24 protein-coding genes are annotated in these 23652 nt (G+C 64.7%); 14 read left to right on the top strand and 10 right to left on the bottom strand.

What is annotated here, in order from left to right; all coding sequences use genetic code 11:
- Window positions 1-4: 4 nt before the first annotated feature.
- From JOD97_RS05990 to JOD97_RS05965, 6 genes are read left to right on the top strand one after another with little or no spacing between them, the layout of a single operon-like run.
- A complete protein-coding gene (locus JOD97_RS05990) occupies window positions 5-376 on the top strand; it encodes a FliM/FliN family flagellar motor switch protein (protein WP_209714223.1) in 372 nt (123 codons plus the stop codon).
- Window positions 373-1140 (top strand): flagellar type III secretion system pore protein FliP, encoded by a 768-nt coding sequence (gene fliP, locus JOD97_RS05985; RefSeq protein WP_209714221.1) that lies wholly within the window; start codon window positions 373-375, stop codon window positions 1138-1140. The genes JOD97_RS05990 and fliP overlap by 4 nt, the downstream gene beginning before the upstream one ends.
- Window positions 1141-1158: 18 nt before the next feature.
- Entirely contained in the window at window positions 1159-1431 is a 273-nt protein-coding gene (locus tag JOD97_RS05980) for a flagellar biosynthetic protein FliQ (RefSeq protein WP_209714219.1), read from the top strand.
- An 8-nt stretch (window positions 1432-1439) separates the two neighbouring features.
- Entirely contained in the window at window positions 1440-2237 is a 798-nt protein-coding gene (locus tag JOD97_RS05975; protein WP_209714216.1) for a flagellar biosynthetic protein FliR, read from the top strand.
- Complete coding sequence (locus JOD97_RS05970) at window positions 2230-3369, top strand: flagellar biosynthesis protein FlhB (protein ID WP_209714214.1); 1140 nt, start codon at window positions 2230-2232, stop codon at window positions 3367-3369. Before JOD97_RS05975 ends, JOD97_RS05970 begins: the two co-directional genes overlap by 8 nt.
- Entirely contained in the window at window positions 3366-5453 is a 2088-nt protein-coding gene (locus tag JOD97_RS05965; protein ID WP_209714212.1) for a flagellar biosynthesis protein FlhA, read from the top strand. Before JOD97_RS05970 ends, JOD97_RS05965 begins: the two co-directional genes overlap by 4 nt.
- Before the next feature lie 165 nt (window positions 5454-5618).
- On the opposite strand, the gene JOD97_RS05960 is transcribed toward JOD97_RS05965, so the two are convergent.
- From JOD97_RS05960 to JOD97_RS05940, 5 genes are all read right to left on the bottom strand, one after another.
- Window positions 5619-6023: a hypothetical protein gene (locus tag JOD97_RS05960; RefSeq protein WP_209714210.1), complete on the bottom strand. Its 405-nt coding sequence runs from the start codon at window positions 6021-6023 to the stop codon at window positions 5619-5621.
- Between the two features lie 5 nt (window positions 6024-6028).
- Window positions 6029-7381 (bottom strand): chromate efflux transporter, encoded by a 1353-nt coding sequence (chrA, locus tag JOD97_RS05955; protein WP_209714208.1) that lies wholly within the window; start codon window positions 7379-7381, stop codon window positions 6029-6031.
- A 13-nt stretch (window positions 7382-7394) separates the two neighbouring features.
- Entirely contained in the window at window positions 7395-8342 is a 948-nt protein-coding gene (locus tag JOD97_RS05950) for a hypothetical protein (protein ID WP_209714206.1), read from the bottom strand.
- 110 nt (window positions 8343-8452) lie between these two features.
- Complete coding sequence (locus tag JOD97_RS05945; RefSeq protein ID WP_209714204.1) at window positions 8453-9346, bottom strand: flagellin; 894 nt, start codon at window positions 9344-9346, stop codon at window positions 8453-8455.
- A gap of 277 nt (window positions 9347-9623) precedes the next feature.
- Window positions 9624-11300 (bottom strand): electron transfer flavoprotein-ubiquinone oxidoreductase, encoded by a 1677-nt coding sequence (locus tag JOD97_RS05940; RefSeq protein ID WP_209714203.1) that lies wholly within the window; start codon window positions 11298-11300, stop codon window positions 9624-9626.
- Window positions 11301-11519: 219 nt separating this feature from the next.
- On the opposite strand from JOD97_RS05940, the gene JOD97_RS05935 reads away from it, so the two are divergent.
- Window positions 11520-12296 carry an SDR family oxidoreductase gene (locus tag JOD97_RS05935; RefSeq protein WP_209714202.1) on the top strand — a complete coding sequence of 259 codons (777 nt, stop codon included), beginning with the start codon at window positions 11520-11522 and terminating at the stop codon, window positions 12294-12296.
- 114 nt (window positions 12297-12410) lie between these two features.
- Here JOD97_RS05935 and JOD97_RS05930 read toward each other — a convergent pair whose 3' ends face one another.
- Entirely contained in the window at window positions 12411-12971 is a 561-nt protein-coding gene (locus tag JOD97_RS05930) for a PAS and helix-turn-helix domain-containing protein (protein ID WP_209714200.1), read from the bottom strand.
- A gap of 165 nt (window positions 12972-13136) precedes the next feature.
- Here JOD97_RS05930 and JOD97_RS05925 point away from each other — a divergent pair, with 165 nt between their 5' ends.
- From JOD97_RS05925 to JOD97_RS05910, 4 genes are all read left to right on the top strand, one after another.
- Window positions 13137-13835, top strand: coding sequence for a CoA transferase subunit A (locus JOD97_RS05925; RefSeq protein ID WP_209714198.1), 699 nt, complete (start codon window positions 13137-13139; stop codon window positions 13833-13835).
- A 19-nt stretch (window positions 13836-13854) separates the two neighbouring features.
- A complete protein-coding gene (locus JOD97_RS05920; RefSeq protein WP_209714196.1) occupies window positions 13855-14505 on the top strand; it encodes a CoA transferase subunit B in 651 nt (216 codons plus the stop codon).
- A gap of 203 nt (window positions 14506-14708) precedes the next feature.
- Window positions 14709-15077 (top strand): helix-turn-helix domain-containing protein, encoded by a 369-nt coding sequence (locus tag JOD97_RS05915; protein ID WP_373999794.1) that lies wholly within the window; start codon window positions 14709-14711, stop codon window positions 15075-15077.
- 1 nt (window position 15078) lies between these two features.
- Window positions 15079-15768, top strand: coding sequence for a hypothetical protein (locus tag JOD97_RS05910; protein ID WP_209714191.1), 690 nt, complete (start codon window positions 15079-15081; stop codon window positions 15766-15768).
- 123 nt (window positions 15769-15891) lie between these two features.
- Here the strand turns inward: JOD97_RS05910 and JOD97_RS05905 are convergent, their stop codons facing one another.
- Entirely contained in the window at window positions 15892-17193 is a 1302-nt protein-coding gene (locus tag JOD97_RS05905; protein ID WP_209714190.1) for a dicarboxylate/amino acid:cation symporter, read from the bottom strand.
- A gap of 168 nt (window positions 17194-17361) precedes the next feature.
- Complete coding sequence (locus JOD97_RS05900; protein ID WP_209714188.1) at window positions 17362-18156, bottom strand: 3-hydroxybutyrate dehydrogenase; 795 nt, start codon at window positions 18154-18156, stop codon at window positions 17362-17364.
- Between the two features lie 123 nt (window positions 18157-18279).
- Between JOD97_RS05900 and JOD97_RS05895 the strand changes: the two genes are divergently transcribed.
- The 3 genes from JOD97_RS05895 to JOD97_RS05885 are packed head-to-tail and all read left to right on the top strand — an operon-like array spanning window position 18280 to window position 21828.
- The gene (locus tag JOD97_RS05895) at window positions 18280-19158 is read left to right on the top strand and encodes an alpha/beta fold hydrolase (protein WP_209714186.1); all 879 of its coding nucleotides are present in this window, start codon (window positions 18280-18282) and stop codon (window positions 19156-19158) included.
- Window positions 19159-19199: 41 nt separating this feature from the next.
- Window positions 19200-19550, top strand: a complete 351-nt coding sequence (locus JOD97_RS05890; RefSeq protein WP_209714184.1) for a RidA family protein — start codon at window positions 19200-19202, stop codon at window positions 19548-19550.
- A gap of 7 nt (window positions 19551-19557) precedes the next feature.
- Entirely contained in the window at window positions 19558-21828 is a 2271-nt protein-coding gene (locus JOD97_RS05885; RefSeq protein ID WP_209714182.1) for a bifunctional (p)ppGpp synthetase/guanosine-3',5'-bis(diphosphate) 3'-pyrophosphohydrolase, read from the top strand.
- 153 nt (window positions 21829-21981) lie between these two features.
- Here JOD97_RS05885 and JOD97_RS05880 read toward each other — a convergent pair whose 3' ends face one another.
- Window positions 21982-22623, bottom strand: coding sequence for a CatA-like O-acetyltransferase (locus tag JOD97_RS05880; RefSeq protein ID WP_209714181.1), 642 nt, complete (start codon window positions 22621-22623; stop codon window positions 21982-21984).
- Window positions 22624-22642: 19 nt separating this feature from the next.
- Window positions 22643-23596 (bottom strand): cation diffusion facilitator family transporter, encoded by a 954-nt coding sequence (locus JOD97_RS05875; protein ID WP_209714179.1) that lies wholly within the window; start codon window positions 23594-23596, stop codon window positions 22643-22645.
- Window positions 23597-23652: the final 56 nt, after the last annotated feature.

Here is a 23652-nt window from a genome sequence, read left to right as displayed (position 1 = left end):
CATGATGAACATGAACGTAGCCAACCCCACCGACCCCTTGCTCGAAGACCTGTCCGAGGAAATGATCATCGACCAGGTCGGCACCGAGCTGGCCGACGTGCCGGCCGTGGCGCCGCGGCGCGACCTGCCGGCGATGATGCGCAAGATCCCGGTGACCTTGACCCTGGAGGTCGGCTCGGCGCGCATCTCGCTGCAGGAATTGATGGCGATCGGCCCGGACAGCGTCGTCGAGCTCGACGTGCTGGCCGGCGAGCCGCTGGTCATCAAGGTCAACGGCACCGCCATCGGCCGCGCCGAAGTGGTGGTGGCGGGCGAAAACTACGGCCTCAAAGTCATCGACCTGGACGGCCTCAATCTCGACATGATGACTCCATGACCTGGAGCGTGGACGCGCGCCGGCGCCTGATGCTCGGCACCTGCGTCGCGGCGGCGGTAGGCTTGGCGCTGGCGCCGGGCGCCGCCCAGGCGGTCGACCTGCTGGCCAACGTGGTGCCGGGGGCCAAGACCGAACTAACGGTCAAGATGCAGATCCTGATCGTCATGACCTTGCTGGGCTTGCTCCCGGTGATGGTCATGATGATGACCAGCTTCACCCGTTTCGTGATCGTGCTGTCGCTGCTGCGCCAGGCGCTGGGCCTGCAGCAGGGCCTGCCCAACCGGGTCATCACCGGCGTCGCGCTGATTTTGACCCTGCTGGTGATGCGCCCGATCGGCGACCAGATCTGGACCGAGGCCTTCGTGCCCTACGACCAGGACAAGATCGGCCTGGAGACGGCGCTGCAGATCGCCGAAAAGCCGGTCTCGCGCTTCATGCTGGCGCAAACCAGCAAGGCGGCGCTGCAGCAGATCGCCCACCTGGCCGGCGAGGACAAGATCACGGTGCCGTCCGAGCACGCGTTCACGGTCAAGCTGGCCGCGTTCGTGCTTTCCGAGCTCAAGACGGCCTTCCAGATCGGTTGCATGCTGTTCATTCCGTTCCTGGTGATCGACTTGGTGGTGTCGTCGGTGCTGATGGCGATGGGCATGATGATGCTGTCGCCGCTGGTCATCTCGCTGCCGTTCAAGCTGCTGCTGTTCGTGCTGGTCGACGGCTGGACCCTGACCGTCAACACGCTCGTCACGAGCGTGCAGGCGTATTGACTTAGATAGGCGATACCGATGCTGACTCCTGAAGTTGCCGTCGACCTGGTGGTCGAATCGCTGCACATCGTCATGCTGCTGGTGGTGTTGCTGGTGGTGCCCGGACTGATCATGGGCCTGCTGGTGGCGCTGGTGCAGGCGGCCACGCAGATCAACGAACAGACGCTCAGTTTCCTGCCCAGGTTGCTGGTCACCTTGCTGGCCATCATTTTGATGGGCCGCTGGATGGCCGGCTACCTGATGGATTTCTGCGTCTCCATCTTCACCCGCGCCGCCACCCTGGTCGGCTAGCTGCCCACATGGAACCGGTCCTGGCCCAGCTGCTGCCGATGCTCACCGCGATCTGGTGGCCGTTTTGCCGCATCCTGGCGATGTTCATCGGCGCCCCGGTGCTGGGCGAGGCGGTCACGCCGGTGACGGTGCGCATCCTGATCGCGCTGGTGCTGGCGGTGCTGATGCTGCCGGCCACCGGCGCCGTCGACGGCGTGGGCAACTATGGCATCGACCCGTTCTCGATGCACGGCGTGGTGGCCACCATCGAGCAGGCGCTGATCGGCTTCGTGCTGGGGCTGGCGTTCCACTTCGCGATGTCGGTCATCGGCGTGCTCGGTTTCATGGTGTCGTCGCAGATGGGCTTTTCGATGGCGGTCATGAACGACCCGATGAACGGCCAGTCGTCGGACGTGGTGTCGGCGCTGCTGTCGGTGCTGTCGATCATCGTGTTCTTCGCCATCGACGGCCACCTGCTGATCGCCAACATCATCGGCCAGAGCTTCCGCGCCTGGCCGCTGGGCCAGGGCTACGCGCCGCTGCTGCTCAACGCGGTGGCCTACAACGTCGCCTGGATCTTCTCGGCGGCGATGCTGCTGGCGATCCCGATCGTGTTTTCGACCTTGGTGGTGCAGCTCGGTTTCGGGTTCCTGAACCGGGTCGCGCCGAGTTTGAATTTGTTCGCGCTGGGCTTTTCGGTGATCACCATCTTCGGCCTGGTGATGCTGGCCGAGGTGGTGCGCTTCATCCCCGACCACTATGTGCGCATGAGCAACCAGGTGCTGGAGCTGATCCGCCAGCAGATGCAGGCGGCGGGCCATGGCTGACAACAGCACCGGCGACAAAACAGAAAAGGCTTCACAGCAGAAGCTCAAGAAGTCGCGCGACGAAGGGCAGGTGGTGCGCTCGCGCGACCTGTCGACGGCGATCGGCATCCTGGTCAGCCTGAAATTGTTCGTCTACCTGCTGCCGAGCTACATGCAGGAGTTCCACGAGATCTTCCACCAGAGCTTCGCGCCGTTCGACAGCACCGGCTCGATCGACAACTCGATGTCGACCGTGTTCGGCAGCGCCATGTGGCTGTTCATCCAGATGGTGCTGCCGCTGTTCGTGGTGCCGCTGTTCATCGTGCTGGGGGCGATGGTGCCGGGCGGCTGGGTGGTCAGCACCAAGCACTGGGCGCCCAAGCTCAGCCGCATGAGCCCGGCCGCCAACCTGGGCCGGCTGTTCAGCGCCAAGCACGGCTTCGAGCTGGCGGTGTCGATCGCCAAGGCCGGCGTGCTGATCGCGGTGCTGATCCACGTGGCGCGCTCGAGCGTGCGCGACTACATGCAACTGCAGCACATGCCGATGGGGCAGGCGATGGTCGGCGGCTCGAACCTGATGCTCGACGGCCTGATGGCCATGATCGCCGTGTTCGTCATCTTCGCGCTGATCGACGTGCCGGCGCAGGCCTTCTTCTTCGCCAAGCAGCAGCGCATGAGCAAGCAGGACCAGAAGGAGGAGCACAAGTCGACCGAGGGCCGGCCGGAAGTCAAAGGCCGGATCCGCCAGCTGCAGCGCGCGCTGGCGCGCAACAGCGCCCGCAAGACCGTGCCCAGCGCCGACGTCGTCATCGTCAACCCGGAGCACTACGCGGTCGCCCTCAAGTACGACCACGACCGCGCCGAGGCGCCGTACGTGGTGGCCAAGGGCGTCGACGAGATGGCGCTCTACATCCGCCAGATCGCCGTCGAACACAAGATCGAAGTGATGGAGCTGGCGCCGCTGGCGCGCGCCATCTACAACACCAGCCAGGTCAACCAGCAGATCCCGGTGCAGCTGTACCAGGCGGTCTCGCAGGTGCTGAACTATGTGCTGCAACTGAAAGCATTCCGGGTCGGGCGGCGCGCCGCCGAGCCGGCGTTCCCGAGTGAAGTCGTCGTACCAACATCCATGAGCGAGGTTAAGCAGTCATGAATTTTTTCCAGCGGTTGATCGCCGAAGCGCGTCGCCACAAGTTCGCCACACCGGTCTTCCTGCTGGTGATCTTGGCGATGATCATCCTGCCGTTGCCGCCGGTGCTGCTGGACGTGATGTTCACGTTCAACATCGTGCTGGCCCTGATCGTCATCCTGGTGGCGGTGTCGGCCAAGCGGCCGCTGGACTTCTCGGTGTTCCCGACGGTGATCCTGGCCACCACCATGCTGCGGCTGACGTTGAACGTGGCGTCGACCCGGGTGGTGCTGCTGCACGGCCATGAGGGCACGGCGGCGGCCGGCCGGGTGATCGAAGCCTTCGGCGAGGTCGTCATCGGCGGCAACTACGTGGTCGGTATCGTCGTCTTCGTCATTTTGATGATCATCAACTTCATGGTCGTCACCAAGGGCGCCGAGCGCATCTCGGAAGTGTCGGCGCGCTTCACGCTGGACGCCTTGCCGGGCAAGCAGATGGCGATCGACGCCGACCTCAACGCCGGCCTGATCAACCAGGAAAAAGCCCAGGCGCGGCGCAAGGACGTCGCCGCCGAGGCCGACTTCTACGGTGCCATGGACGGCGCCTCCAAGTTCGTGCGCGGCGACGCGGTCGCCAGTATTTTGATTCTGATCATCAACATGGTGGGCGGCGTGGCGATCGGCGCCATCATGCAGGACATGTCGTTCGGCGCCGCCTTCAAGCAATACGCGCTGCTGACCATCGGTGACGGCCTGGTGGCGCAGATCCCGGCGCTGCTGCTGTCGGCCGCCTCGGCCATCCTGGTGACGCGCATTTCCGACTCGGGCGACTTCGAGCGCCAGGTCGGCGACCAGGTGCTGACGTCGCCGCAGGTGATGTTCAGCGCCGCCGGCATGATGCTGATCCTGGCCGCCGTGCCGGGCATGCCATGGCAGATGTTCGCGCCGTTCGCGCTGGTGCTGGCGTATGTCGGCTGGAAGCTGGGGCAGCAGGTCAAGCCGCCCGACACCTCGAATCTGGACGCCATCGAGGCGGCGCTGCGCGACGACCGCGCGCCCGAGCTCGATTGGCACAGCCTGCCGGCGGTGCAGCAACTGCAGGTCGCGCTCGGCTACAAGCTGGTCGGCCTGATCGACAAGGCGCACGGCGAACCGCTGACCAAGCGGGTGCGCGGCGTGCGCCAAAGCCTGTCGGAGGCGATGGGCCTGCTGCTGCCGCCGATCGTCGTGCGCGACGACCTCGGGCTCAAACCGTCGCAGTATTCGGTGATGCTCTCGGGCAGCGTGGTGGCCCAGGCCGAGGTGTTCGCCGACCGCCTGATGGCGATCCCGTCGCCCAACATCTACGGCCAGATCGACGGCATCCCCGGCATCGAGCCGGCCTACGGCATGCCGGTGACGTGGATCGAAACGAGCGAGAAGGCCAACGCGCTGGGGCTCGGTTACCAGGTGGTGGAGGCGCCGAGCGCGATCGCCACCCACCTGTCCAAGCTGATCCGCGAATACCTGCCGGAACTGTTCCGCCACGAGGACGTGCCGGCGCTGATGGACCGCTTGACGGCCTTGTCGCCCAAGCTGTCGGCCTCGCTGGACAAGGCGCTGACGCACACGCAGATGCTGCGGGTGTTCCGGGTGCTGCTGGCCGAGAACGTCTCGCTGAAGGACATCGTGCCGATCGCCACCACCCTGGTCGACAGTTCGGAGACGACCAAGGACCCGATCCTGCTGGCGGCCGAGGTGCGTTGCGCGCTGCGGCGCCAGATCGTCACGGGGCTGTTCGGGCAAAAGACGGAGATGCTCGCCTTCAACCTCGGGGGCGACCTCGAGAATATGCTGCTGGGATCGTTGAACCAGGCGCGCCAGAGCGGCAAGGTGGTGCTGGACAATTACCCGATCGACCCGCACCTGCTGGCGCAGCTGCAGGTCAACATGCCGGTCGCGCGCGAGCAGATGAAGCAGCAGGCCACGCCGCCGCTGCTGCTGGTGCTGCCGCAGATCCGGCCGTTGCTGGCGCGCTACGCCCGCCTGTTCGCGCCGGGCCTGCACGTGCTGTCGTACAACGAAATCCCCGAAAACCGCGAGGTCAGCATCATCGGCACCGTTGGTTGATCCGGGGTCAAGTCTAACATTGCTACACGGGCTGGTGCGTGACGGGGCGTGGGCCGCTGGCGGCGCTTGGCGGATTACGCTGCGCTAATCCGCCCTACGTGTTTCCGTGGCCCCTTAAAGTTCGGGCGGTTTCATGGGCAATTGCTCCGCCGACCATTCGACCGATCACGCGCCGTGGCAGGTTTCCGTGCGATAAAAATAGAAATTGCCCAGCGCGATGAAGGGCGTGTTCGCGCCGACCTTGTAGGTCAACTCGCGGCGCTGCTCGTTGTACGCGGTCAGCGCGCCGATCTTGCTGCGCAGTTGCATCTTGACGATGTCGGACGGGAACGGCGCGCTGCCGCCCAAGGTCAAGGTCAGCATGCCGGTCTGCCCGTCCTGCCGCCAGCTGCCCGGCTGGTAGAACTGGAAACCTCCCTTGAACGCGACCGTGCCGTCCGCTTGCATCAGCATGCAGATCGCCGGAAATTCGGCCGCCGGGCTTTCCCATGCTTGCACCACCCTGGGCGCCGGCGCGGCGCAGCCGACCAGCGCGGCCGCGATCATTGCGGGATAAACGTATGCTTTCATATTCCTCATTTGACTAAGAGCGTCCAGGCCAGGCCGGCCAGTCCGCAGGCTACCACGACGGGAATGACGCCGCGCTTGAAACGGAACAGCGCCACCCCCGCCGCCAGCCCGATCAGCGCGGCCGGCCATTCGAAGGCGCCGCCCCAGCCGCCCGGCCACAGCGTGTGCCAGGCGAAGAACAGCGCCAGGTTGAGGATGACGCCGACCACGGCGGCGGTGATGCCGGTCAGCGGGGCGGTGAACTTGAGGTTGCCGTGGGTCGATTCGATGAACGGTCCGCCCAGCAAAATAAACAGGAACGACGGCAGGAACGTGAAGTAGGTGACCACCGCCGCCGCCACCGCGCCGGCCCACGGCAGCGCGCCGGCGCCGAAGATGGCCGTGTTCCAGCCGCCGGCGAAGCCGACATACGACACCACCATGATCAGCGGCCCGGGCGTGGTCTCGCCCAGCGCCAGGCCGTCGATCATCTGCGCCGCGCTGAGCCATTGATAGTGCCCGACCGCGCCCTGGAACACGTACGGCAGCACCGCGTAGGCGCCGCCAAAGGTCAGCAGCGCGGCCTTGGTGAAGAACCACGCCATGCGGGTGAGCACGGCGTCGGCGCCGAACAGGGCGATCAACGTCCCCATGCCGCCCAGCCACAGGGCAAGATGAACCAGCAGCACGTTGCGCAAGCGCCGCCAGCCGAAGCGGGCGTGCGCCGGCGGCGGCGTGTCGTCGTCGATCAGCGCCGGGCCGTAGCTGGCGGCGCCCTGGCCGTGGCCGCCGCCGCCGTGGAAGCGTTGCGGCGCGTAGCGGCCGCCCAGGTAGCCGGCCAGGCCGGCCGCCAGCACGATCAGCGGGAAGGGCACGGCCAGCAGGAAGATGGCCAGGAAGGCGGCCGCGGCGATCGCCCACAGCCAGGCGTTTTTCAAGGTGCGCGAGCCGACCCGCCAGGCCGCGTGCAACACCAGCGCGGTGACGGCCGGCTTGATGCCATAGAACAGCCCGGCCACGGCCGGCGTCTGGCCATACGCCATGTACATCCACGACAGGCCGATCAGGATGAACAGCGACGGCAGCACGAACAGCACGCCGGCGGCGATGCCGCCACGGGTGCGGTGCATCAGCCAGCCGATGTAGATCGCCAGCTGCTGCGCCTCGGGACCGGGCAGAACCATGCAGTAATTGAGCGCGTGCAGGAAACGCCGCTCCGAGATCCAGCGCCGCCGCTCGACCAGCTCCTGGTGCATGATGGCGATCTGGCCGGCCGGGCCGCCGAAGCTGATGAAGCCGAGCTTGAGCCAATACAGGAAGGCGGCGCCGAAGCCGACCGCCTCGGGCGCCGCCGCAGGGACCGGTTCCTTCACACCCATGCGCCGGTTTTCCTCATGCACTCTCCGCGAACGCGTCGTCCGGCGGAAGCGGCTGCGACAGCATGACGGCCATCTCGGCCATGGCCTTGAACACGGCCGGCGTCAGCGCCGCCGTGTGCGCGCGGGTCGGGTAGGGGTGTTCGGTGCTGGTCGGCGGCAGTTCGCGCCGCAGCCGGCAGCGCAGGATGGTCAGGCCGCAGCGCGCCACCATGACCGCCAGCCGCGGCAGGATTTCGCGCATGTGCTGCATGGCCGAGGTGTGGGCCGCGCCCACCTCGATCAGCACGCCGTTGCCGGCGGCCGGTTCCATCTGGATGATGACGCGGCCCAGGCCGGGCAGCATCAGTTCGAGCCGCAGCGCCACGCGCGCGCGCTTGCGGCGCTGGCGCTCCGGTTCCTCGTCGTCATTGACGACCACCCGCAGCACCAGCCGTTCCGCCCCCCAGGCGAACACGGCGAAGCGCCACGGTTCCATTTCGGTCACCAGCGGCAGGCCGGGGCGGCCCTCGCGCAGCGCCGACGGCGTGTGGTCCGCCATGAACAGGCTCGACGGCACGTGCTGGCCGTTGGCCTGCTCCAGCCACGCGGCGCGCTGCTCGCCGTAGGCGCGCACCATGGTTTGCCACGAGCCGGCCATCATGGCCGTGTCGGGCGGCTGCCACACCAGCTGGCGCGACATGAACACCTGGTTGGGCCGCATCGCCGACGGCTCGGCGTCGGCCAGGCCGTGCAGCGCGGCGGCCAGCGCGTCGAGCCCGGACTGCGGCAACGGCTGGGCGTCGGCGCCGTCGAACGGCACGCCGACGGTGGCCGGGGCGGCCGGCGCCAGCGGCGTGACCGGGTAGGGGGCGTTGCTGTCGCGCGCGTCGAGCGGCCCGCGCACGGCGGGACCCGGCTGTCCGGACTGCCGGTCGGGGATGCTCAAGGGGCGCGGGGTGGCGCCGACGCGGTCTACGGCCATCAGGCTCGCTCTTTAATTTAACTGTTGCGATTCGATGAAAAAAAAGCCAACCGAAAACTCCGGTTGGCTCCTTGTTATTCCGTCCCGCGGGCGGGACGGAAAGGCTACGATTACTGCAGCAAGGACATAACCAGGGACGACGTGCTGTTCGACTGCTTCAGCATCGCGGTACCGGCTTGCAGCAACATCTGGCTGGAAGTCATGTTCGACGATTCGCTGGCGAAGTCGGTGTCCATGATACGGCCGGTAGCGGCTTTGGTGTTGCTCGAAATGTTGGACAAGTTATTGTACACGTGGTCCAGACGGTTCGACACGGCACCCATTTGCGAGCGCAGCGCGCCGACGCTGTCGATCGCGGTCTTCAGCGTGTCGATGGTGCTGTTGGCGGCGGTCGCGGAGGCGATCTCGGTACCGGCCGAGGCGCCGCCAGCGGCGCCGGCGGTGCCGTCGGAGACGTACTGGGTGGCGGCCAGCTTGATGTCGGCGCTCATTTTAGCGGTGGCGGTGCCCATGTCGACGACCATTTTTTCGCTGGCCGACGCGCCGATCTGGAACGTCAGGGTGGCGCTTTGGAAGGTACCGGTGGTGTCGGTGAACAGCTTGGTGCCGCCGAACGAGGTGTTGCCGGCGATGTTGGACAGTTCGTTCGACAGCGCGTCGAATTCGGCTTGCATCGCGGTGCGGTCATCGGTGGTCGACGAGGCGTCGGCCGACTGGGTGGCCAGGTCTTTCATGCGGACCAGGATGTTGGTCGTTTCGTCCAGGGCGCCTTCGCCGGTCTGCATCATCGAGATCGAGTTCTGGGTGTTGCGCATGGCCATGGTCATGCCGCTGGTTTGCGCTTTCAGGCGGGTTGCGATTTGCAGGCCAGCAGCATCGTCCATTGCCGAATTGACACGGAAGCCGGTGCTCAGACGGGTCTGCGAAGTCGACAGCGACGACTGGGTGCGGGAGATCGAGTTTTGTGCCGAAAGGGCGGAAGCGTTGGTGTGAAGGCTCAGCATGGAAATACTCCTGGTAGGTGGATTCAGTTCGGAGCGTCGGTGTTTCGCGCTCTCCCAAGTACAAGACGACCGTACCAGGAAGGACATTAAATGCTTTGTGGAAATTTCTTAAAAAAAATATGTAACGGCGGTCCGACGGGGGCGAACCCCATGTGGCGCGCCGTTTTTCCACCAGTCAATTATCCTCCGTTTGCCGCCGGCGGTCCCGATAAATCGCGCCGCGCATAAAAAAACGGCACGCCCCGGGAAGACGTGCCGCTTCGATATTGTTGCTTTCTTACATATTCGGATAGTTCGGCCCGCCGCCGCCCTCCGGCGTGACCCAGACGATGTTCTGGGTCGGGTCCTTGATGTCGCAGGTTTTACAGTGCACGCAGTTCTGCGCGTTGATCTGCAGGCGGTCGGCGCCGGCGTCGGTCTTGACGAACTCGTAGACGCCGGCCGGACAGTAGCGCGCCTCCGGCCCGGCGTACTGGGCCAGGTTGACGTCGACCGGCACGCTCGGGTTCTTCAACGTCAGGTGGATCGGCTGGTCCTCGGCGTGGTTGGTGTTGGAGATGAACACCGACGACAGCCGGTCGAAGGTCAGCTTGCCGTCCGGCTTGGGATAGACGATGGGCGTGAACTGCGAGGCCGGTTTCAGGCATTCGTGGTCGGCGTGGGTGTGGTGCAGGGTCCACGGCGCCTTGCCGCGGAAGACGATCTGGTCGATGCCCGTCATCAGCGAGCCCAGGTACAGCCCCTTGTTGAGCCATGGCTTGACGTTGCGCGCCACGTGCAGCTCCTCGTGCAGCCACGATTTTTCGAACGCGGCCGGGAAGGCGGCCAGCTCGTCGTGCTGGCGCTCGGCGGCCAGCGCCTCGAACGCCGCCTCGGCCGCCAGCATGCCGGTCTTGATGGCCGCGTGGCTGCCCTTGATGCGGCTCATGTTGAGGAAGCCGGCGTCGCAGCCGATCAGCGCGCCGCCCGGGAACACCAGCTTGGGCAGCGACTGCAAGCCGCCGGCGGTGATCGCGCGCGCGCCGTAGGAGATGCGCTTGGCGCCCTCGAAGAACGGCTTGATGGCCGGATGGGTTTTATAGCGCTGGAATTCCTCGTACGGCGACAGGTAGGGGTTCTCGTAGTTCAGGCCGACGACATAGCCGACCACCACCTGGTTGTTCTCCAGGTGGTACAGGAACGAGCCGCCGTAGGTCTTGGTGTCGAGCGGCCAGCCGGTGGTGTGCACCACCAGGCCGGGCTGGTGCTTGGCGGGGTCGATTTCCCACAGTTCCTTGATGCCGATGCCGTACGATTGCGGGTCCTTGCCCTTGTTGAGGTCGTATTTGGCCATCAGCTGGCGGCCCAGGTGGCCGCGCGAACCCTCGGCGAACAGCGTGTATTTGCCATGCAGCTCCATGCCGAGCTGGAAGTCGGGGCCGGGCTGGCCGTCGCGCTTGACGCCCATGTTGCCGGTGGCCACGCCCTTGACCTGGCCATCGTCGCCGTACAGGATCTCGGCGGCCGGGAAACCGGGGAAGATCTCCACGCCCAGCGCCTCGGCCTGCTGGCCCAGCCAGCGCACCACGTTGCCCAGCGAGATGACGTAGTTGCCGTGGTTTTCAAAGCACGCCGGCAGCGCGAAGTTGGGGGTCTTGAACGACTTCGTTTCGGTCAGGAACAGCACGCGGTCTTCGGTGACGGCGGTGTTGAGCGGCGCGCCCTTGTCCTTCCAGTCCGGGATCAGCTCGGTGAGCGCCTTCGGGTCCATCACCGCGCCCGACAGGATGTGGGCGCCGAGCTCGCCGCCTTTTTCCAGCACGACGACCGACACTTCGCGGCCCTGGGCGGCGGCCAGCTGCTTGAGGCGGATCGCCGCCGACAGGCCGGCCGGGCCGCCGCCGACGATGACGACGTCGTATTCCATCGCGTCGCGCGGTCCGTACTGTTCTACGAGATTTTGAGGCTGTGTCATGGTTTTTATAGTGGTTTTAATGGTGGAATGGGATGGCGGGGAAAATTTTAGCACGAGTGTGCTTCTTTTTCCGCCCGAATGCAACGTTGGCGCCATTTTGAGGGACATTATTAGACACCGCAATCTAATACTGGCGATTTGTGTAATGATTACGTTTCGACAGCCGGGTCCGGGCCGGGCGGTCGTGCATCTGTCATTCAATATATCTAGGAGCAAGCTGTGGGCATAGAAGTCAACTTTGAGGGAAAAATCGCGCTGATCACGGGCGCCTCCAGCGGTTTGGGAGCCCGGTTCGCCAAAGTGCTGGCCCAGGCCGGCGCCCAGGTGGTGCTGGCGTCGCGCCGCACCGAGCGGCTCAAGGAGCTGCGCGCCGAGATCGAGGCCGACGGCGGCGCCGCCCACGTGGTGAGCCTGGACGTGACCGATTTCGCCAGCATCAAGTCGGCCATCGCCCACGCCGAGACCGAGGCCGGGCCGATCGACATCCTGGTCAACAATTCGGGCGTGTCGACCACGCAGCGGCTGGTCGACGTCACGCCGGACGACTATGCCTTCGTGATGGACACCAATCTGCGCGGCGCGTTCTTCGTTGCCCAGCAAACGGCCAAGCGCATGATCGCGCGCGCCAAGGGCGACCCGAGCAAGAAGCACCGCATCATCAACATCGCCTCGGTGGCCGGCCTGCGGGTGTTGCCGCAGATCGGCGTCTATTGCATGAGCAAGGCCGGCGTGGTGCAGATGACCAAGGCGATGGCGGTGGAGTGGGGCAAGTACGGCATCAACACCAACGCCATTTGCCCCGGCTACATCTCGACCGAGATCAACGAGGACTATTTCGCCAGCGAGCAGGGGCAAAAACTGATCAACATGCTGCCGCGCAAGCGTCCGGGCACGCCGGAGGACCTGGACGGGCTGCTGTTGCTGCTGGCCGGCGAGGATTCGAATTTCATCAACGGCGCGATTATCTCGGCCGACGACGGCATGACGGCGATGTAACGGCCGCTTGAATCGGTCCGTGGCGTCATTGCGGCGCCTTGCCGTGCTTGCGCACTGTCTTCGTTGCCGCGCCTAGCCACGAACCGATTCAAGCAGCCGCGGCGGCAAGAGCAATTACAGCTGGATGCCCACCAGCTTGTGCACCAGCTCGGACGAGGTCGACGCCGAGAACTTGCGCATCAGCTTGGCGCGGTGCATTTCCACCGTGCGCGGGCTCAGGTCGATCTGGCGGGCGATGCTCTTGCTGGTCTTGCCCTCGACCAGCAGGGCGGCGATCTCGCGCTCGCGCGGGGTCAGCTCGGCGGTGACGGGGCGTTTTTCGCTGACGTCCTCGAACGTCCAGATGCCGGGCCCGAGCGGCTCCTGGGCCTTCATCGAATGGCCGGTGACGTGGCACCAGAACAGCTCGCCGCTGGCGCGGCGCATGATGCGCTCGTCCGAATAGCGGCCCTTGGCGTTCATGATCGGGATGATGCGGTCGCCCGTGCGCAGGAATTCGTCCATCGTCGGGTACAGTGCCAGGAAGGACAGGCCTTCGAGCTGGGCGCGGGTATAGCCGAACATCGCCGCCAGCGCCTCGTTGCAGCGCTGGATGACGCGATCTTCCGAGATGCACATGCCCACCGGCGCGTGCAGGAAAATGGATTCGTAGTCGATGACGGGGGCGGCGTTCATGGCGAAAGTGGCAGGTAGTTCTACGGTATTGTGCTTTTAGAGAGCGTATTCTATGCTGAGACGCCGCGTCGGTAGTGTAGTTAACAATGTTATCAACTGATTTAGCAACACCACACGCCTACAAAAGACCAGTAACACTTCAATACGAGACAGTTAAGGGACAACATGAACAAAATCTATCCGGATGCCGCCGCAGCCTTGGCCGGCGTCGTTCAAAACGGCCAAACGATCGCCGTCGGCGGCTTCGGCCTGTGCGGCATCCCCGAGGCGCTGATCGGCGCCTTGCGCGACTCCGGCGTGACCGGCCTGACCGCCATCTCCAACAACGCCGGCGTCGACGGTTTCGGCCTGGGCCAGCTGCTGGAAACGCGCCAGATCAAGAAGATGATCGCATCCTACGTCGGCGAAAACAAGGAGTTCGCGCGCCAGTACCTGGCCGGCGAGCTCGAGCTCGAATTCACGCCGCAGGGCACCTTGGCCGAGAAGCTGCGCGCCGGCGGCGCCGGCATTCCGGCCTTCTTCACCAAGACCGGCGTGGGTACCATCGTCGCCGACGGCAAGGAGATCCGCGAGTTCGACGGCGAGCAATACGTGATGGAACGCAGCCTGGTGGCCGACGTGGCGCTGGTCAAGGCGTGGAAGGCCGACAAGGCCGGCAACCTGGTGTTCCGCAAGACCGCGCGCAACTTCAACCCGAACGCGGCGATGGCCGGCAAGATCACCATCGTCGAGGTCGAGCACCTGGTCGAGATCGGCGAGATCGATCCGGACGCGGTGCACCTGCCGAGTATTTTCGTGCACCGCATCGTCGTCAACGCGACGCCGGAAAAACGCATCGAGCAGCGCACCGTGCGCGCCAACTAAGAACATCGGAGACACTATCATGGCATGGACTCGTGACGAAATGGCCGCGCGCGCGGCGAAGGAATTGCAGGACGGTTTTTACGTCAACCTGGGCATCGGCTTGCCCACCCTGGTGGCCAACTACGTGCCGCCGGGAATCGAAGTGTATTTGCAGTCGGAGAACGGCTTGCTGGGCATCGGCCCGTTCCCGACCGAGGACGAGATCGACGCCGACCTGATCAACGCCGGCAAGCAGACCGTGACGGCGCTGCCGGGCGCCGCCTATTTCAGTTCGGCCGACTCGTTCGGCATGATCCGCGGCGGCAAGATCAACCTGGCGATCCTGGGGGCGATGCAGGTGTCGGAGCGCGGCGACCTGGCCAACTGGATGATTCCGGGCAAAATGGTCAAGGGCATGGGCGGCGCGATGGACCTGGTGGCCGGCGTCAAGCGGGTGGTGGTGCTGATGGAGCACGTCGCCACCGCCAAGGACGGCACGACGTCGTACAAGCTGCTGAAAAAGTGCGACCTGCCGCTGACCGGCGTGGGCGTGGTCGACCTGATCGTCACCGACCTGGGCGTCATGGAAGTGACCGAGACCGGCCTGAAGGTGACCGAATTGGCGCCTGGCGTGAACAAGGACCAGATCCAGGCCGCCACCGGCGTCGAGCTGGATTTCTCGGCGCTGTGACGAGCGGCCGCTGATCTGTCGCACCGTGTAAAAATGCGGACTTGAAGTTTAGTGTGTCATTGATCTGTTGAGTTTTAAAAACGGCCAGCGCCTGAGATGCTGGCCGTTTTTCTTCATTCATGCCAGCTTCAACCCAGGCAGGAATGTCATTGCGTTGTCTTCGATTTTCACTAAAATAGAACGAGAATTCACTGGAGATTTCCGTGAGTATTGGACCTAAAAGACAACGCAAATTGTCGTCCGTCGCGCGGGACGCACTTGAGGTCGCCCCGTTGGAGGGCCGCGTGCCGCGCCAGCCGAGAGGTGCGCTGTTAAGCCCCGAGGCTGCGGCCGAGCTGATGCATTGCAGCCGGTCATATGTCGCCATGCTGATCGACAACAAGAAGCTGCCGGGAGCGTCGGTGTCCGAGGACGGGCATCGACGCGTGCCCGAATCGTCGGTGCGTCAATGGATCAAGGAACATGAGGCCGCTGCCGAGGGAGCCGACTATCACGCGGTCGCCGAGGCGAACGGCATGTACGAGGTTCCGGAGACGGCATTCATTCAAGCGGACAAGCGACGTCGCCCGTGAGATGGTGGTCGACCATCCCCTGTCGCCCGGCGGCGCTACGCACGCGCTGCTTGATGCTAACGTCTTGTTGCCTCCGCGCTTATCCGATGTTTTGTTCGACTTGTGCTTGGAGGGTTTGTTTTGGGCGCGATGGAGCGCCGACATCGAAGCCGAATTCTTGCGCAATTGGCCAAGGGTGGTGGCTGGCGCCACCATCGACATGTCGTCACAACAAGCCGCCGGCGAAACCGTCAAAGCACAGAGGCGATTGGATAGCTATAAACGAGCCGTCCGTGGTCACGAAATTATTGGCCATGGAGCACCCTCGGTTCTGGCCCGGGTGCCCGCCGCAGTGGATGTCGGGGACAAGCATGTCGCCGCCGCCGCTTTGGTCTTGCGGGATTTAGCGCTGCAAGACAACCCCGACGACAAGGTTTTCATAGTTTCAAGCAATGTCAAACATCTCGCGGTAGCAGACATGAAACGGCTCGGTATTCTGGTCGTAGCGCCCGGAAAGTTCATCGACAGTCTGACGCGGGCTGACGCGGCCCGTGTTGGCTCGGCGCTCGATCGATGCGTCAAGAGCTTGAAAAATCCGCTGTACACCCGCGCGCGCTTGCTGGAATCTTTGCAGCTCCATGGCGCGAGAGCCACCGCACGACAGTTCGCCTCAGCCTGGGGCGTCAGGCTCCCCCCGCGTGACGGGACTTGATAAATGACTATCTCGATAATTTTCGCCGCTGGCAGAGATTGGTAAGTTTGCAAAAGATGTCGCGATCTTAAGAAAAAAGCCCCGGGCATCGCTGCGCGGGGCTTTGCTGGACGGTGCGCCGGCTTAGTGGGCTGGCACGATCACCGGTTTCAACTCGTCGGCGGACACGGTCGAGCCTGGATTGTTCAGCTCGGCGTTCATCTTGGCGACATCGAGTTCTTTTTCCCATTTCGAGACCACCACCGTGGCCACGCCGTTGCCGATGAAGTTGGTCAGCGCGCGGCACTCGCTCATGAAGCGGTCGATGCCCAGGATCAGCGCCATGCCGGCCACCGGGATCGTCGGCACCACGGCCAGGGTCGCCGCCAAGGTGATGAAGCCGGCGCCGGTGATGCCCGAGGCGCCCTTGGAGGTCAGCATCGCCACGCCCAGGATGGTCAGTTCCTGCCACAAGGTCAGCTCGGTGTTGGTCGCCTGGGCAACGAACAGCGCGGCCATCGTCATGTAGATGTTGGTGCCGTCCAGGTTGAACGAGTAGCCGGTCGGAACCACCAGGCCCACCACCGGTTTGGCGCAGCCGAGGCGCTCCAGCTTGGTCATCAGCGATGGCAGCGCGCTTTCCGACGAGCTCGTGCCCAGCACGATCAGCAGCTCTTCCTTGATGTACTTGACGAACTTGAAGATCGAGAAGCCGGTGTAGCGGGCGATCAGGCCCAGCACGACGAACACGAACAGGCCGCAGGTCAGGTAGAACGAGCCCATCAGCTTTGCCAGCGGGATCAGCGAGGCCAGGCCGTATTTGCCGATGGTGAAGGCCATCGCGCCGAACGCGCCGATCGGGGCGACTTTCATGATGATGTTGACGACGCCGAAGATGACGTGCGACAGCTCGTCGATCAGCTTGGTGATCGGACGGCCGCGCTCACCGAGCAGCGACAGCGAGAAGCCGAACAGGATGGCGATCAGCAGCACCTGCAGGATGTCGCCCTTGGCGAACGCGTCCACGAAGGTCTTGGGGATGATGTTCATGATGAAGTCGACCGTGGTCAAGCCTTCGGCGTGGGTGTACTGCGCGATCGACTTGGCGTCCAGGTGGGCCGGATCGGCGTTGAAGCCGGCGCCCGGTTTCAGCACGTTGGCGACGATCAGGCCGATGGCCAGCGCGAAGGTGGAGACCACCTCGAAGTACAGCAGCGCCTTGCCGCCGACGCGGCCGATTTTTTTGACGTCCTGCATGCCGGCGATGCCGGAGACCACGGTACAGAAGATCACCGGGGCGATGATCATCTTGATCAGCTTGATGAAGCCGTCGCCCAGCGGTTTCATGGCCACCGCGTCGGCGGGCAGGAAGATGCCGAGCAGGATGCCGCAGGCGATGGCGAACAGCACCTGGACATATAGGACTTTATAGAATGGCTTTTTCACGGGGTCTCCTCGCGTTCGTTTGAGGAGTCCATGATGTCGCAACCGCAGAGTTATCACTATTGTGGAAAACCGCAAATCACTGGCTGTGATAACTCTTCCATATGAGGGATAACACGTACGGCGGACAGGCGGGCGGGGCCCGCCAGTGCGCCCGGGAGAAATACCCGGTTATTGCGCGACCCAGCCGCCGTCCATGTTCCACGCCACGCCGCGCACCTGCTTGGCGGCGTCGCCGCACAGGAACACGGCCAGCGCGCCCAGTTCCTCGGGCGTGACGAACTCGCCGGACGGCTGCTTGTCGGCCAGCAGCGCTTTTTTGGCCGCGTCGTTGCTGATGCCGTCCTTGGCGGCGCGGGCGTCGACCTGCTTTTGCACCAGCGGCGTGAGCACGAAGCCGGGGCAGATGGCGTTGACGGTCACGCCGGTGGCGGCCGTCTCGAGCGCGCCGGCCTTGGTCAGGCCGATCAGGCCGTGCTTGGCCGCCACGTAGGCCGACTTGCCGGCCGACGCCACCAGGCCGTGGGTCGAGGCCAGGTTGATGATGCGGCCCCAGTTGTTGGCGCGCATGCGCGGCAGCACCAGGCGCGAGGTGTGGAACGCCGACGTCAGGTTGATAGCGATGATGGCGTCCCATTTCTCGACCGGGAAATCCTCGACGTTGGCCACGTGCTGGATGCCGGCGTTGTTGACCAGCACATCGACGCCGCCGAACTGCTCGCCGGCGAAGGCGATCATGCTTTCGATCTCGGCCGGCTTGGACATGTCGGCGTTGTGGTGAGCGACCTGGACGCCGAATTCCTTGGCCAGGTCGGTTTGCAATTGCGTGATCTCGGCGGCGTCGCCGAAGCCGTTGAGCACCACGTTGGCGCCCTCGGCCGCCAGCGCGCGCGCGATGCCCAGGCCGATGCCGGAGGTGGAGCCGGTGACCAATGCTGTTTTGCCGCTCAAAGTCTTGTTTGTCATGCTGTCCTCTGCGGGGTTGGAGATAAAAGGCTCGCTGCGCTACACTTCGGTAGGAGTTTAAGCGCAACGCCCGGTAAAATGGTATTTCAGAACATCATTACATAAAAACATCGAGGAAGCCGCATGTTCGAAGCGAAAATAAAGTCTGTTCAGTGCCTGTCGTTGGCTGGCTTGCACCGGATGGCATACAAGGAATGGGGCGACGAGGGCAACCCGAACGTGCTCGTGTGCGTGCACGGCGTAACCCGCGTCTCCGACGATTTCGACAGCATGGCGCGCGCGCTGGCCGCCGACTACCGCGTGATCTGCCCGGACGTCGTCGGCCGCGGCCGTTCCGACTGGCTGCGCAATCCCCAGCTGTACCGCATTCCCCAATATGTCAGCGACATGGTGACCTTGCTGGCGCGCGTGCTGGACCAGGGGGCCGAGCAACAGGTCGACTGGTTCGGCACTTCGATGGGCGGGCTGATCGGCCTGGGCCTGGCCTCGCTGCCGGACAATCCGATCCGCAAGCTGGTGCTCAACGACATCGGCCCGGTGCTGGCGCCGGCGGCGCTGCAGCGTATCGGCGACTACATCGGCCAGGACTTGCGCTTCGAGACGTTCGACGACGGCGCCAAATTCATCCGCGACGTCTCGGCCTCGTTCGGCCCGCACACGGAGCAGGAATGGCACAAGCTGGCCACCGATGTGCTGCGCCAGGACAAGGACGGCAAATGGGTGCGCCATTACGACATGGGGTTGTCCCTGCCGTTCCGCTCGGCGACACCGGAGTCGGCCGGCGCCGACGAGGCGATGCTGTGGGCCGCCTACGACGCCGTCACCTGTCCGACCTTGCTGGTGCGCGGCGCCGAGTCCGACCTGCTCACGCGCGAGACGGCGGCCATGATGGCGGGGCGCGGTCCGAAGGCCACCCTGGTGGAAATCCCGGACGTCGGCCACGCGCCGACCTTCATCCACGACGATCAGATCGCGATCGCCAAGACATTCCTGCTCGGCTGAACGGCCGGCGCACACCGTATCGAAGTTAAAGAAGAAAAAGCATGGAAATTAAACGACTGCATGTAGGAAAACGATTGTCCGAAGTGGCAATCCATCAGGGCACCGTCTATCTGGCGGGCCAGATCGCCGAGGAAACCAGTCTCGATATCCGCGGTCAAACCCGCGAGGTGCTGGGTCACATCGACCGCCTGCTGGCCGAAGCGGGCAGCGACAAGACCTGTATCCTGAGCTGCCAGATTTACCTGGCCGACATGGCCGATTTCGCCGGCATGAATGAAGAGTACGACGCCTGGGTGCCGGGCGGCCACACGCCGCCGCGCGCCACGGTCGAAGCCAAGCTGGCCAATCCGGAAGTGCTGGTCGAGATCGTCATCGTCGCCGCCCAGCGTTAGGAAGAACATGGTTTCCATCACCGCACTCACCAGCGCTACCTCGGAGCAACTGGTGCAGGGGCTCACGCCGGACGACAGCGCGCGCATGCTGTCGGCGCTCGACTTCGCCGGCACCGCCTATGGCGACAAGCTCAGCACCAGCGGCCAGTCGGCGCTCGATTTCTCGATCGGCGTGGCCGGCACCTTGTCGTTCATGCGCACCGACGTCGAGACCCGCATCGCCGGCCTGATGTTCGAGCTGACCCTGCTCGATACGACCCAGGCGGCGGTCATCGAGCCGCGTTTCGGCCAAGAGGTCGGCGACCTGGTGGCCGGCGTGCGCCAGCTGATACGGCTGCGCGAGCTGACGCAGGCGCCGGGCGGCCATGGCGGCGCGGCCGCGCCGGTAGCGGTGGGGCGCGGGCGCAACGCCGCGCAGATGGCCGTGGCGCAGGTGGAAACCTTGCGCAAGATGCTGCTGGCGATGGCCTCGGACATGCGCGTGGTGCTGGTGCGGCTGGCCTCGTGCGTGACGACCTTGCGCTATTTCGCCGACCTCAAGCTGTTCAACGACATGACGTGCGCCTACGGGCGCGAGACGCTCGACCTGTACGCGCCGCTGGCCAACCGGCTGGGGATCTGGCAACTGAAGTGGGAGCTCGAGGACCTGTCGTTCCGCTTCATCGAGCCGGAGGCGTACAAGCGCATCGCCAAGATGCTCGAGGAAAAGCGCATGATGCGCGAAGGGTTCGTCACCAACGCCATCGCCCGGCTGCAATCGGAGATGGCGGCCGCCGGCATCCAGGCCGAGGTGTTCGGCCGGCCCAAGCACATCTACTCGATCTGGAGCAAGATGAAGGGCAAGGAGCTCGACTTCACCGACCTGTACGACGTGCGCGCGTTCCGCGTCATCGTCTCGGACGTCAAGACTTGCTACACGGTGCTGGGCGTGGTGCACAACATCTGGACCCCGATCCCCAAGGAATTCGACGACTATATCTCGCGGCCGAAGCCGAACGGCTACCAGTCGCTGCACACGGTCGTCACGGCCGAGGACGGCCGGCCGCTGGAGGTGCAGATCCGCACGCAGGAGATGCACAGCTTCGCCGAGTACGGCGTGGCGGCGCACTGGCGCTACAAGGAGGAGGGCGGCTCGAACTTCGCCGGGCAAAAATACGACGAGAAGATCGCCTGGCTGCGCCAGCTGCTGGCGTGGAAGACCGACGTCGCCGACGCCGTCGTCGGCCAGGAGGAGCAGCAGCGCGAATGGGTGGAAAAGCTCAAGTCGGCCGCGCTGGACGACCGCATCTTCGTGCTCACGCCGCAGGCGCGGGTGCTGGAACTGCCGGTCGGCGCCACGCCGGTCGACTTCGCCTATCACCTGCATAGCGACGTCGGCCACCGCTGCCGCGGCGCGCGGGTCGACGGCGTCATGGTGCCGCTCAACACGCCGCTGAAGAACGGCCAGACCTGCGAGATCATCACCGCCAAGGGCGCGCCGGGCACGGCCGGGCCGTCGCGCGACTGGCTCAGCGACGAATACACGGTGGCCACGCGCACGCGCTCGAAGATCCGCGCCTGGTTCCACGCCATCGACATGCAGGAAACCTTGTCGCACGGGCGGGCGATGGTGGAAAAATCGTTGCAGCGCGAAGGCAAGACGGCGGTCAACCTGGAGGCGCTGGCCAACAAGCTCGGCTTCGCCAAGGTCGACGACCTGTTCCTGTCGGTGGGCAAGGACGAGTTCAGCCTGCGCCACGTCGAGCAGGCGCTGCACGACAGCGGCGAGCCGGTCGAGCCGGAGGACGCGGTCGTGCTGGGCAAGAGCAAGGCCTCGAGCGTGGACCAGGGCGCCAAATCGGGCGTGCTGGTGGTGGGCACGGACGGGCTGATGACGCAGCTGGCCAAATGCTGCAAGCCGGCGCCGCCGGACGGCATCGTCGGCTTCGTCACGCGCGGCAAGGGGGTCTCGATCCACCGCGCCACGTGCAAGAACTTCGCCGAGATGCGGGCCAAGGCGCCGGAGCGGGTGATCGTCACGGAGTGGGGGCGCGCGGTATCGGACACGGTGTACCCGGTCGACATCTTCATCCTGGCGGGCGACCGGCAGGGGCTGTTGCGCGACATCTCCGAAATCTTCTCGCGTGAAAAGATCAACGTCATCGGCGTCAACACGCAAAGCGCCAAGGGCTACGCGCGCATGACCTTCACGGCCGAAATCGGCGCCACCGCGCAACTACAGAAGGCGCTCAACGCCATCGCCGAGGTCAGCGGCGTCCAGGAAGCCCGCCGCGCCTAAAAGCAACTCCGGGGTCAGGTCCACCATTTCTACACGGGCTGATCGGTTCGGGTGGAATGTACGGACCAACACGCCGTGAATGCGTGTTTTGTGCGGGTTTTTGTCGCCTACGGTTCCGCTCGTGTAGAAATGGTGGACCTGACCCCGGAGTTGTCATGGCTGCATGATCCCTGCCACCCGCGCGGCGATCGCCACGGCCAGCAAATGGATGTGGTAGCCGTCGACGAAGCCGTGGTGCGCCTGCACCGAGAACGGCACCGTCATCTTGCCGTCGGCGGCGTCGCCGAACTTGCCCCACGCCAGCGAGGGGATGTCGTAGCCGCCGTGGCGGTAGACCGGGTGCTCGATCGAGGTCAGCTTGAACCACGGCATGCAGGTGATGTGGACGTTGTTCTTCTGTTCGCGCTCGGACTGCTGCTTGGCCGAGTTAATCATCGCGCCGCTGGCCTCGGCGACGGCCTTGGCCTCCAGGCTGCGGGCGATGAATTCGCGCAGGTCGGTCGACATCGCGAAGCAGGCGAAGTTGAGGTTGTTGTCCCTGTTGAGCACGGTGTACGAGGCCCAGAATTCGTCGATCTTGATGACCTCGCCGTCGTGGATGCGGTACATGAAGTTGTCGATCTCCTTGATCGAATTCAGTATGCAATACAGGAAAAAATGGAACGGCGGCAGCTTGTGCTCCTTGCAGTACGGCCGGAAGTCCGGCACGACCATTTCAAAGCTGACGTTGACGAGCGGCTTTTCGAACGCGGCAAACAACTCGTAACGGTCGCGGCGTTTCTCAAAATTGTGCATGGTGTTCCAGGGGCTGTGGTTAAAGGGGCGCTTGCGGCGCGACTTCGGCCTGCAAGGTGATGTGGTCGATGCCGTGTTTTTCCAGCAGCATGGCTTTGATCGCGTGCAGGATCTCGGGCCAGCGCGCCAGGTCGGCGATTTCGACGTGGCCGATCAGCGCCGGCTCGCCGGGCGACATGTCCCATACGTGCAGGTCGTGCACCGAGCAGACGCCGCCGATCTGTTCGAGATCGGCGCCGACCTTGAGGTAGTCGATCGGCTCGGGCACGCCGCCCATCAGGAAGTGGTAGGACTCGCGCAGCACGCCGACGGTCGATTTTAAAATCAGCAACGCCACAAAGACCGACAGCAGCGGGTCGATCATCATCCAGCCCGTGTAATAGATGACGGCGCCGGCCACCAGCGCCGCCACCGATCCCAGCAGGTCGCCGATGACGTTGACCAGCGCCGCGCGCGTGTTCATGTTGCTGTCGCCGCGCGACAACATATAAGCGAGCACGAGATTGATGGCCAGGCCGATGGCGGCGACGATGAACACCGTCGCGCCATGCACCTGCTCGGGATGGGCGAAGCGCTGCGCGGCCTCGAACACGATCCACCCGACCAGCACCAGCAGCACCAGGCTGTTGACGAACGCGGCCAGCGCCTCGGCGCGGCCGAAGCCGAACGAGTGGCGCGCCGACGGCGGCCGCTTGGCGATCAGCTGCGCCAGCAGGGCCAGCCCCAGCGCGGCGGCGTCGGTGACCATGTGGCCGGCGTCGGAAATCAAGGCCAGCGAGTTGGACATGAAGCCGGTGACGACCTCTACCACGGCGAAGCCCAGGGTCAGCGCCAGCGACCACGCCAGCACCGACTGGCTGCGCTGAACCGTGAAGTGGGCGTGCTTGGCGTCGCCGTCGCGGTGCTCGTGCAGGTGGGCGGAAGGCGAGGGGGGCGCCTCGGCGCCTGTGTGGATGCGGGTTTCAGCTTGCATGGGATCCGTCGGTGATCGTAACAACCACAGTTTAAAGGATGGGCACGCGGCGCGTC

This window comes from Duganella sp. 1411 (genome assembly GCF_017833525.1).
In the GTDB taxonomy this organism is placed as follows: domain Bacteria; phylum Pseudomonadota; class Gammaproteobacteria; order Burkholderiales; family Burkholderiaceae_D; genus Rugamonas.
The sequence above is the reverse complement of the archived record's forward strand: the minus strand, read 5'-3'. Positions and strand labels throughout refer to the sequence as shown.

Bases quoted from the DNA above. Each gene is read 5' to 3' on its own strand.
- JOD97_RS05990 (WP_209714223.1), top strand. From the start codon at position 5: ATGAACATGAACGTAGCCAACCCCACCGACCCCTTGCTCGAAGACCTG.
- fliP (WP_209714221.1), top strand. From the start codon at position 373: ATGACCTGGAGCGTGGACGCGCGCCGGCGCCTGATGCTCGGCACCTGC.
- JOD97_RS05980 (WP_209714219.1), top strand. From the start codon at position 1,159: ATGCTGACTCCTGAAGTTGCCGTCGACCTGGTGGTCGAATCGCTGCAC.
- JOD97_RS05975 (WP_209714216.1), top strand. From the start codon at position 1,440: ATGGAACCGGTCCTGGCCCAGCTGCTGCCGATGCTCACCGCGATCTGG.
- JOD97_RS05970 (WP_209714214.1), top strand. From the start codon at position 2,230: ATGGCTGACAACAGCACCGGCGACAAAACAGAAAAGGCTTCACAGCAG.
- JOD97_RS05965 (WP_209714212.1), top strand. From the start codon at position 3,366: ATGAATTTTTTCCAGCGGTTGATCGCCGAAGCGCGTCGCCACAAGTTC.
- JOD97_RS05960 (WP_209714210.1), bottom strand. From the start codon at position 6,023: ATGAAAGCATACGTTTATCCCGCAATGATCGCGGCCGCGCTGGTCGGC.
- chrA (WP_209714208.1), bottom strand. From the start codon at position 7,381: ATGGGTGTGAAGGAACCGGTCCCTGCGGCGGCGCCCGAGGCGGTCGGC.
- JOD97_RS05950 (WP_209714206.1), bottom strand. From the start codon at position 8,342: ATGGCCGTAGACCGCGTCGGCGCCACCCCGCGCCCCTTGAGCATCCCC.
- JOD97_RS05945 (WP_209714204.1), bottom strand. From the start codon at position 9,346: ATGCTGAGCCTTCACACCAACGCTTCCGCCCTTTCGGCACAAAACTCG.
- JOD97_RS05940 (WP_209714203.1), bottom strand. From the start codon at position 11,300: ATGACACAGCCTCAAAATCTCGTAGAACAGTACGGACCGCGCGACGCG.
- JOD97_RS05930 (WP_209714200.1), bottom strand. From the start codon at position 12,971: ATGAACGCCGCCCCCGTCATCGACTACGAATCCATTTTCCTGCACGCG.
- JOD97_RS05925 (WP_209714198.1), top strand. From the start codon at position 13,137: ATGAACAAAATCTATCCGGATGCCGCCGCAGCCTTGGCCGGCGTCGTT.
- JOD97_RS05920 (WP_209714196.1), top strand. From the start codon at position 13,855: ATGGCATGGACTCGTGACGAAATGGCCGCGCGCGCGGCGAAGGAATTG.
- JOD97_RS05910 (WP_209714191.1), top strand. From the start codon at position 15,079: ATGGTGGTCGACCATCCCCTGTCGCCCGGCGGCGCTACGCACGCGCTG.
- JOD97_RS05900 (WP_209714188.1), bottom strand. From the start codon at position 18,156: ATGACAAACAAGACTTTGAGCGGCAAAACAGCATTGGTCACCGGCTCC.
- JOD97_RS05895 (WP_209714186.1), top strand. From the start codon at position 18,280: ATGTTCGAAGCGAAAATAAAGTCTGTTCAGTGCCTGTCGTTGGCTGGC.
- JOD97_RS05890 (WP_209714184.1), top strand. From the start codon at position 19,200: ATGGAAATTAAACGACTGCATGTAGGAAAACGATTGTCCGAAGTGGCA.
- JOD97_RS05885 (WP_209714182.1), top strand. From the start codon at position 19,558: ATGGTTTCCATCACCGCACTCACCAGCGCTACCTCGGAGCAACTGGTG.
- JOD97_RS05880 (WP_209714181.1), bottom strand. From the start codon at position 22,623: ATGCACAATTTTGAGAAACGCCGCGACCGTTACGAGTTGTTTGCCGCG.
- JOD97_RS05875 (WP_209714179.1), bottom strand. From the start codon at position 23,596: ATGCAAGCTGAAACCCGCATCCACACAGGCGCCGAGGCGCCCCCCTCG.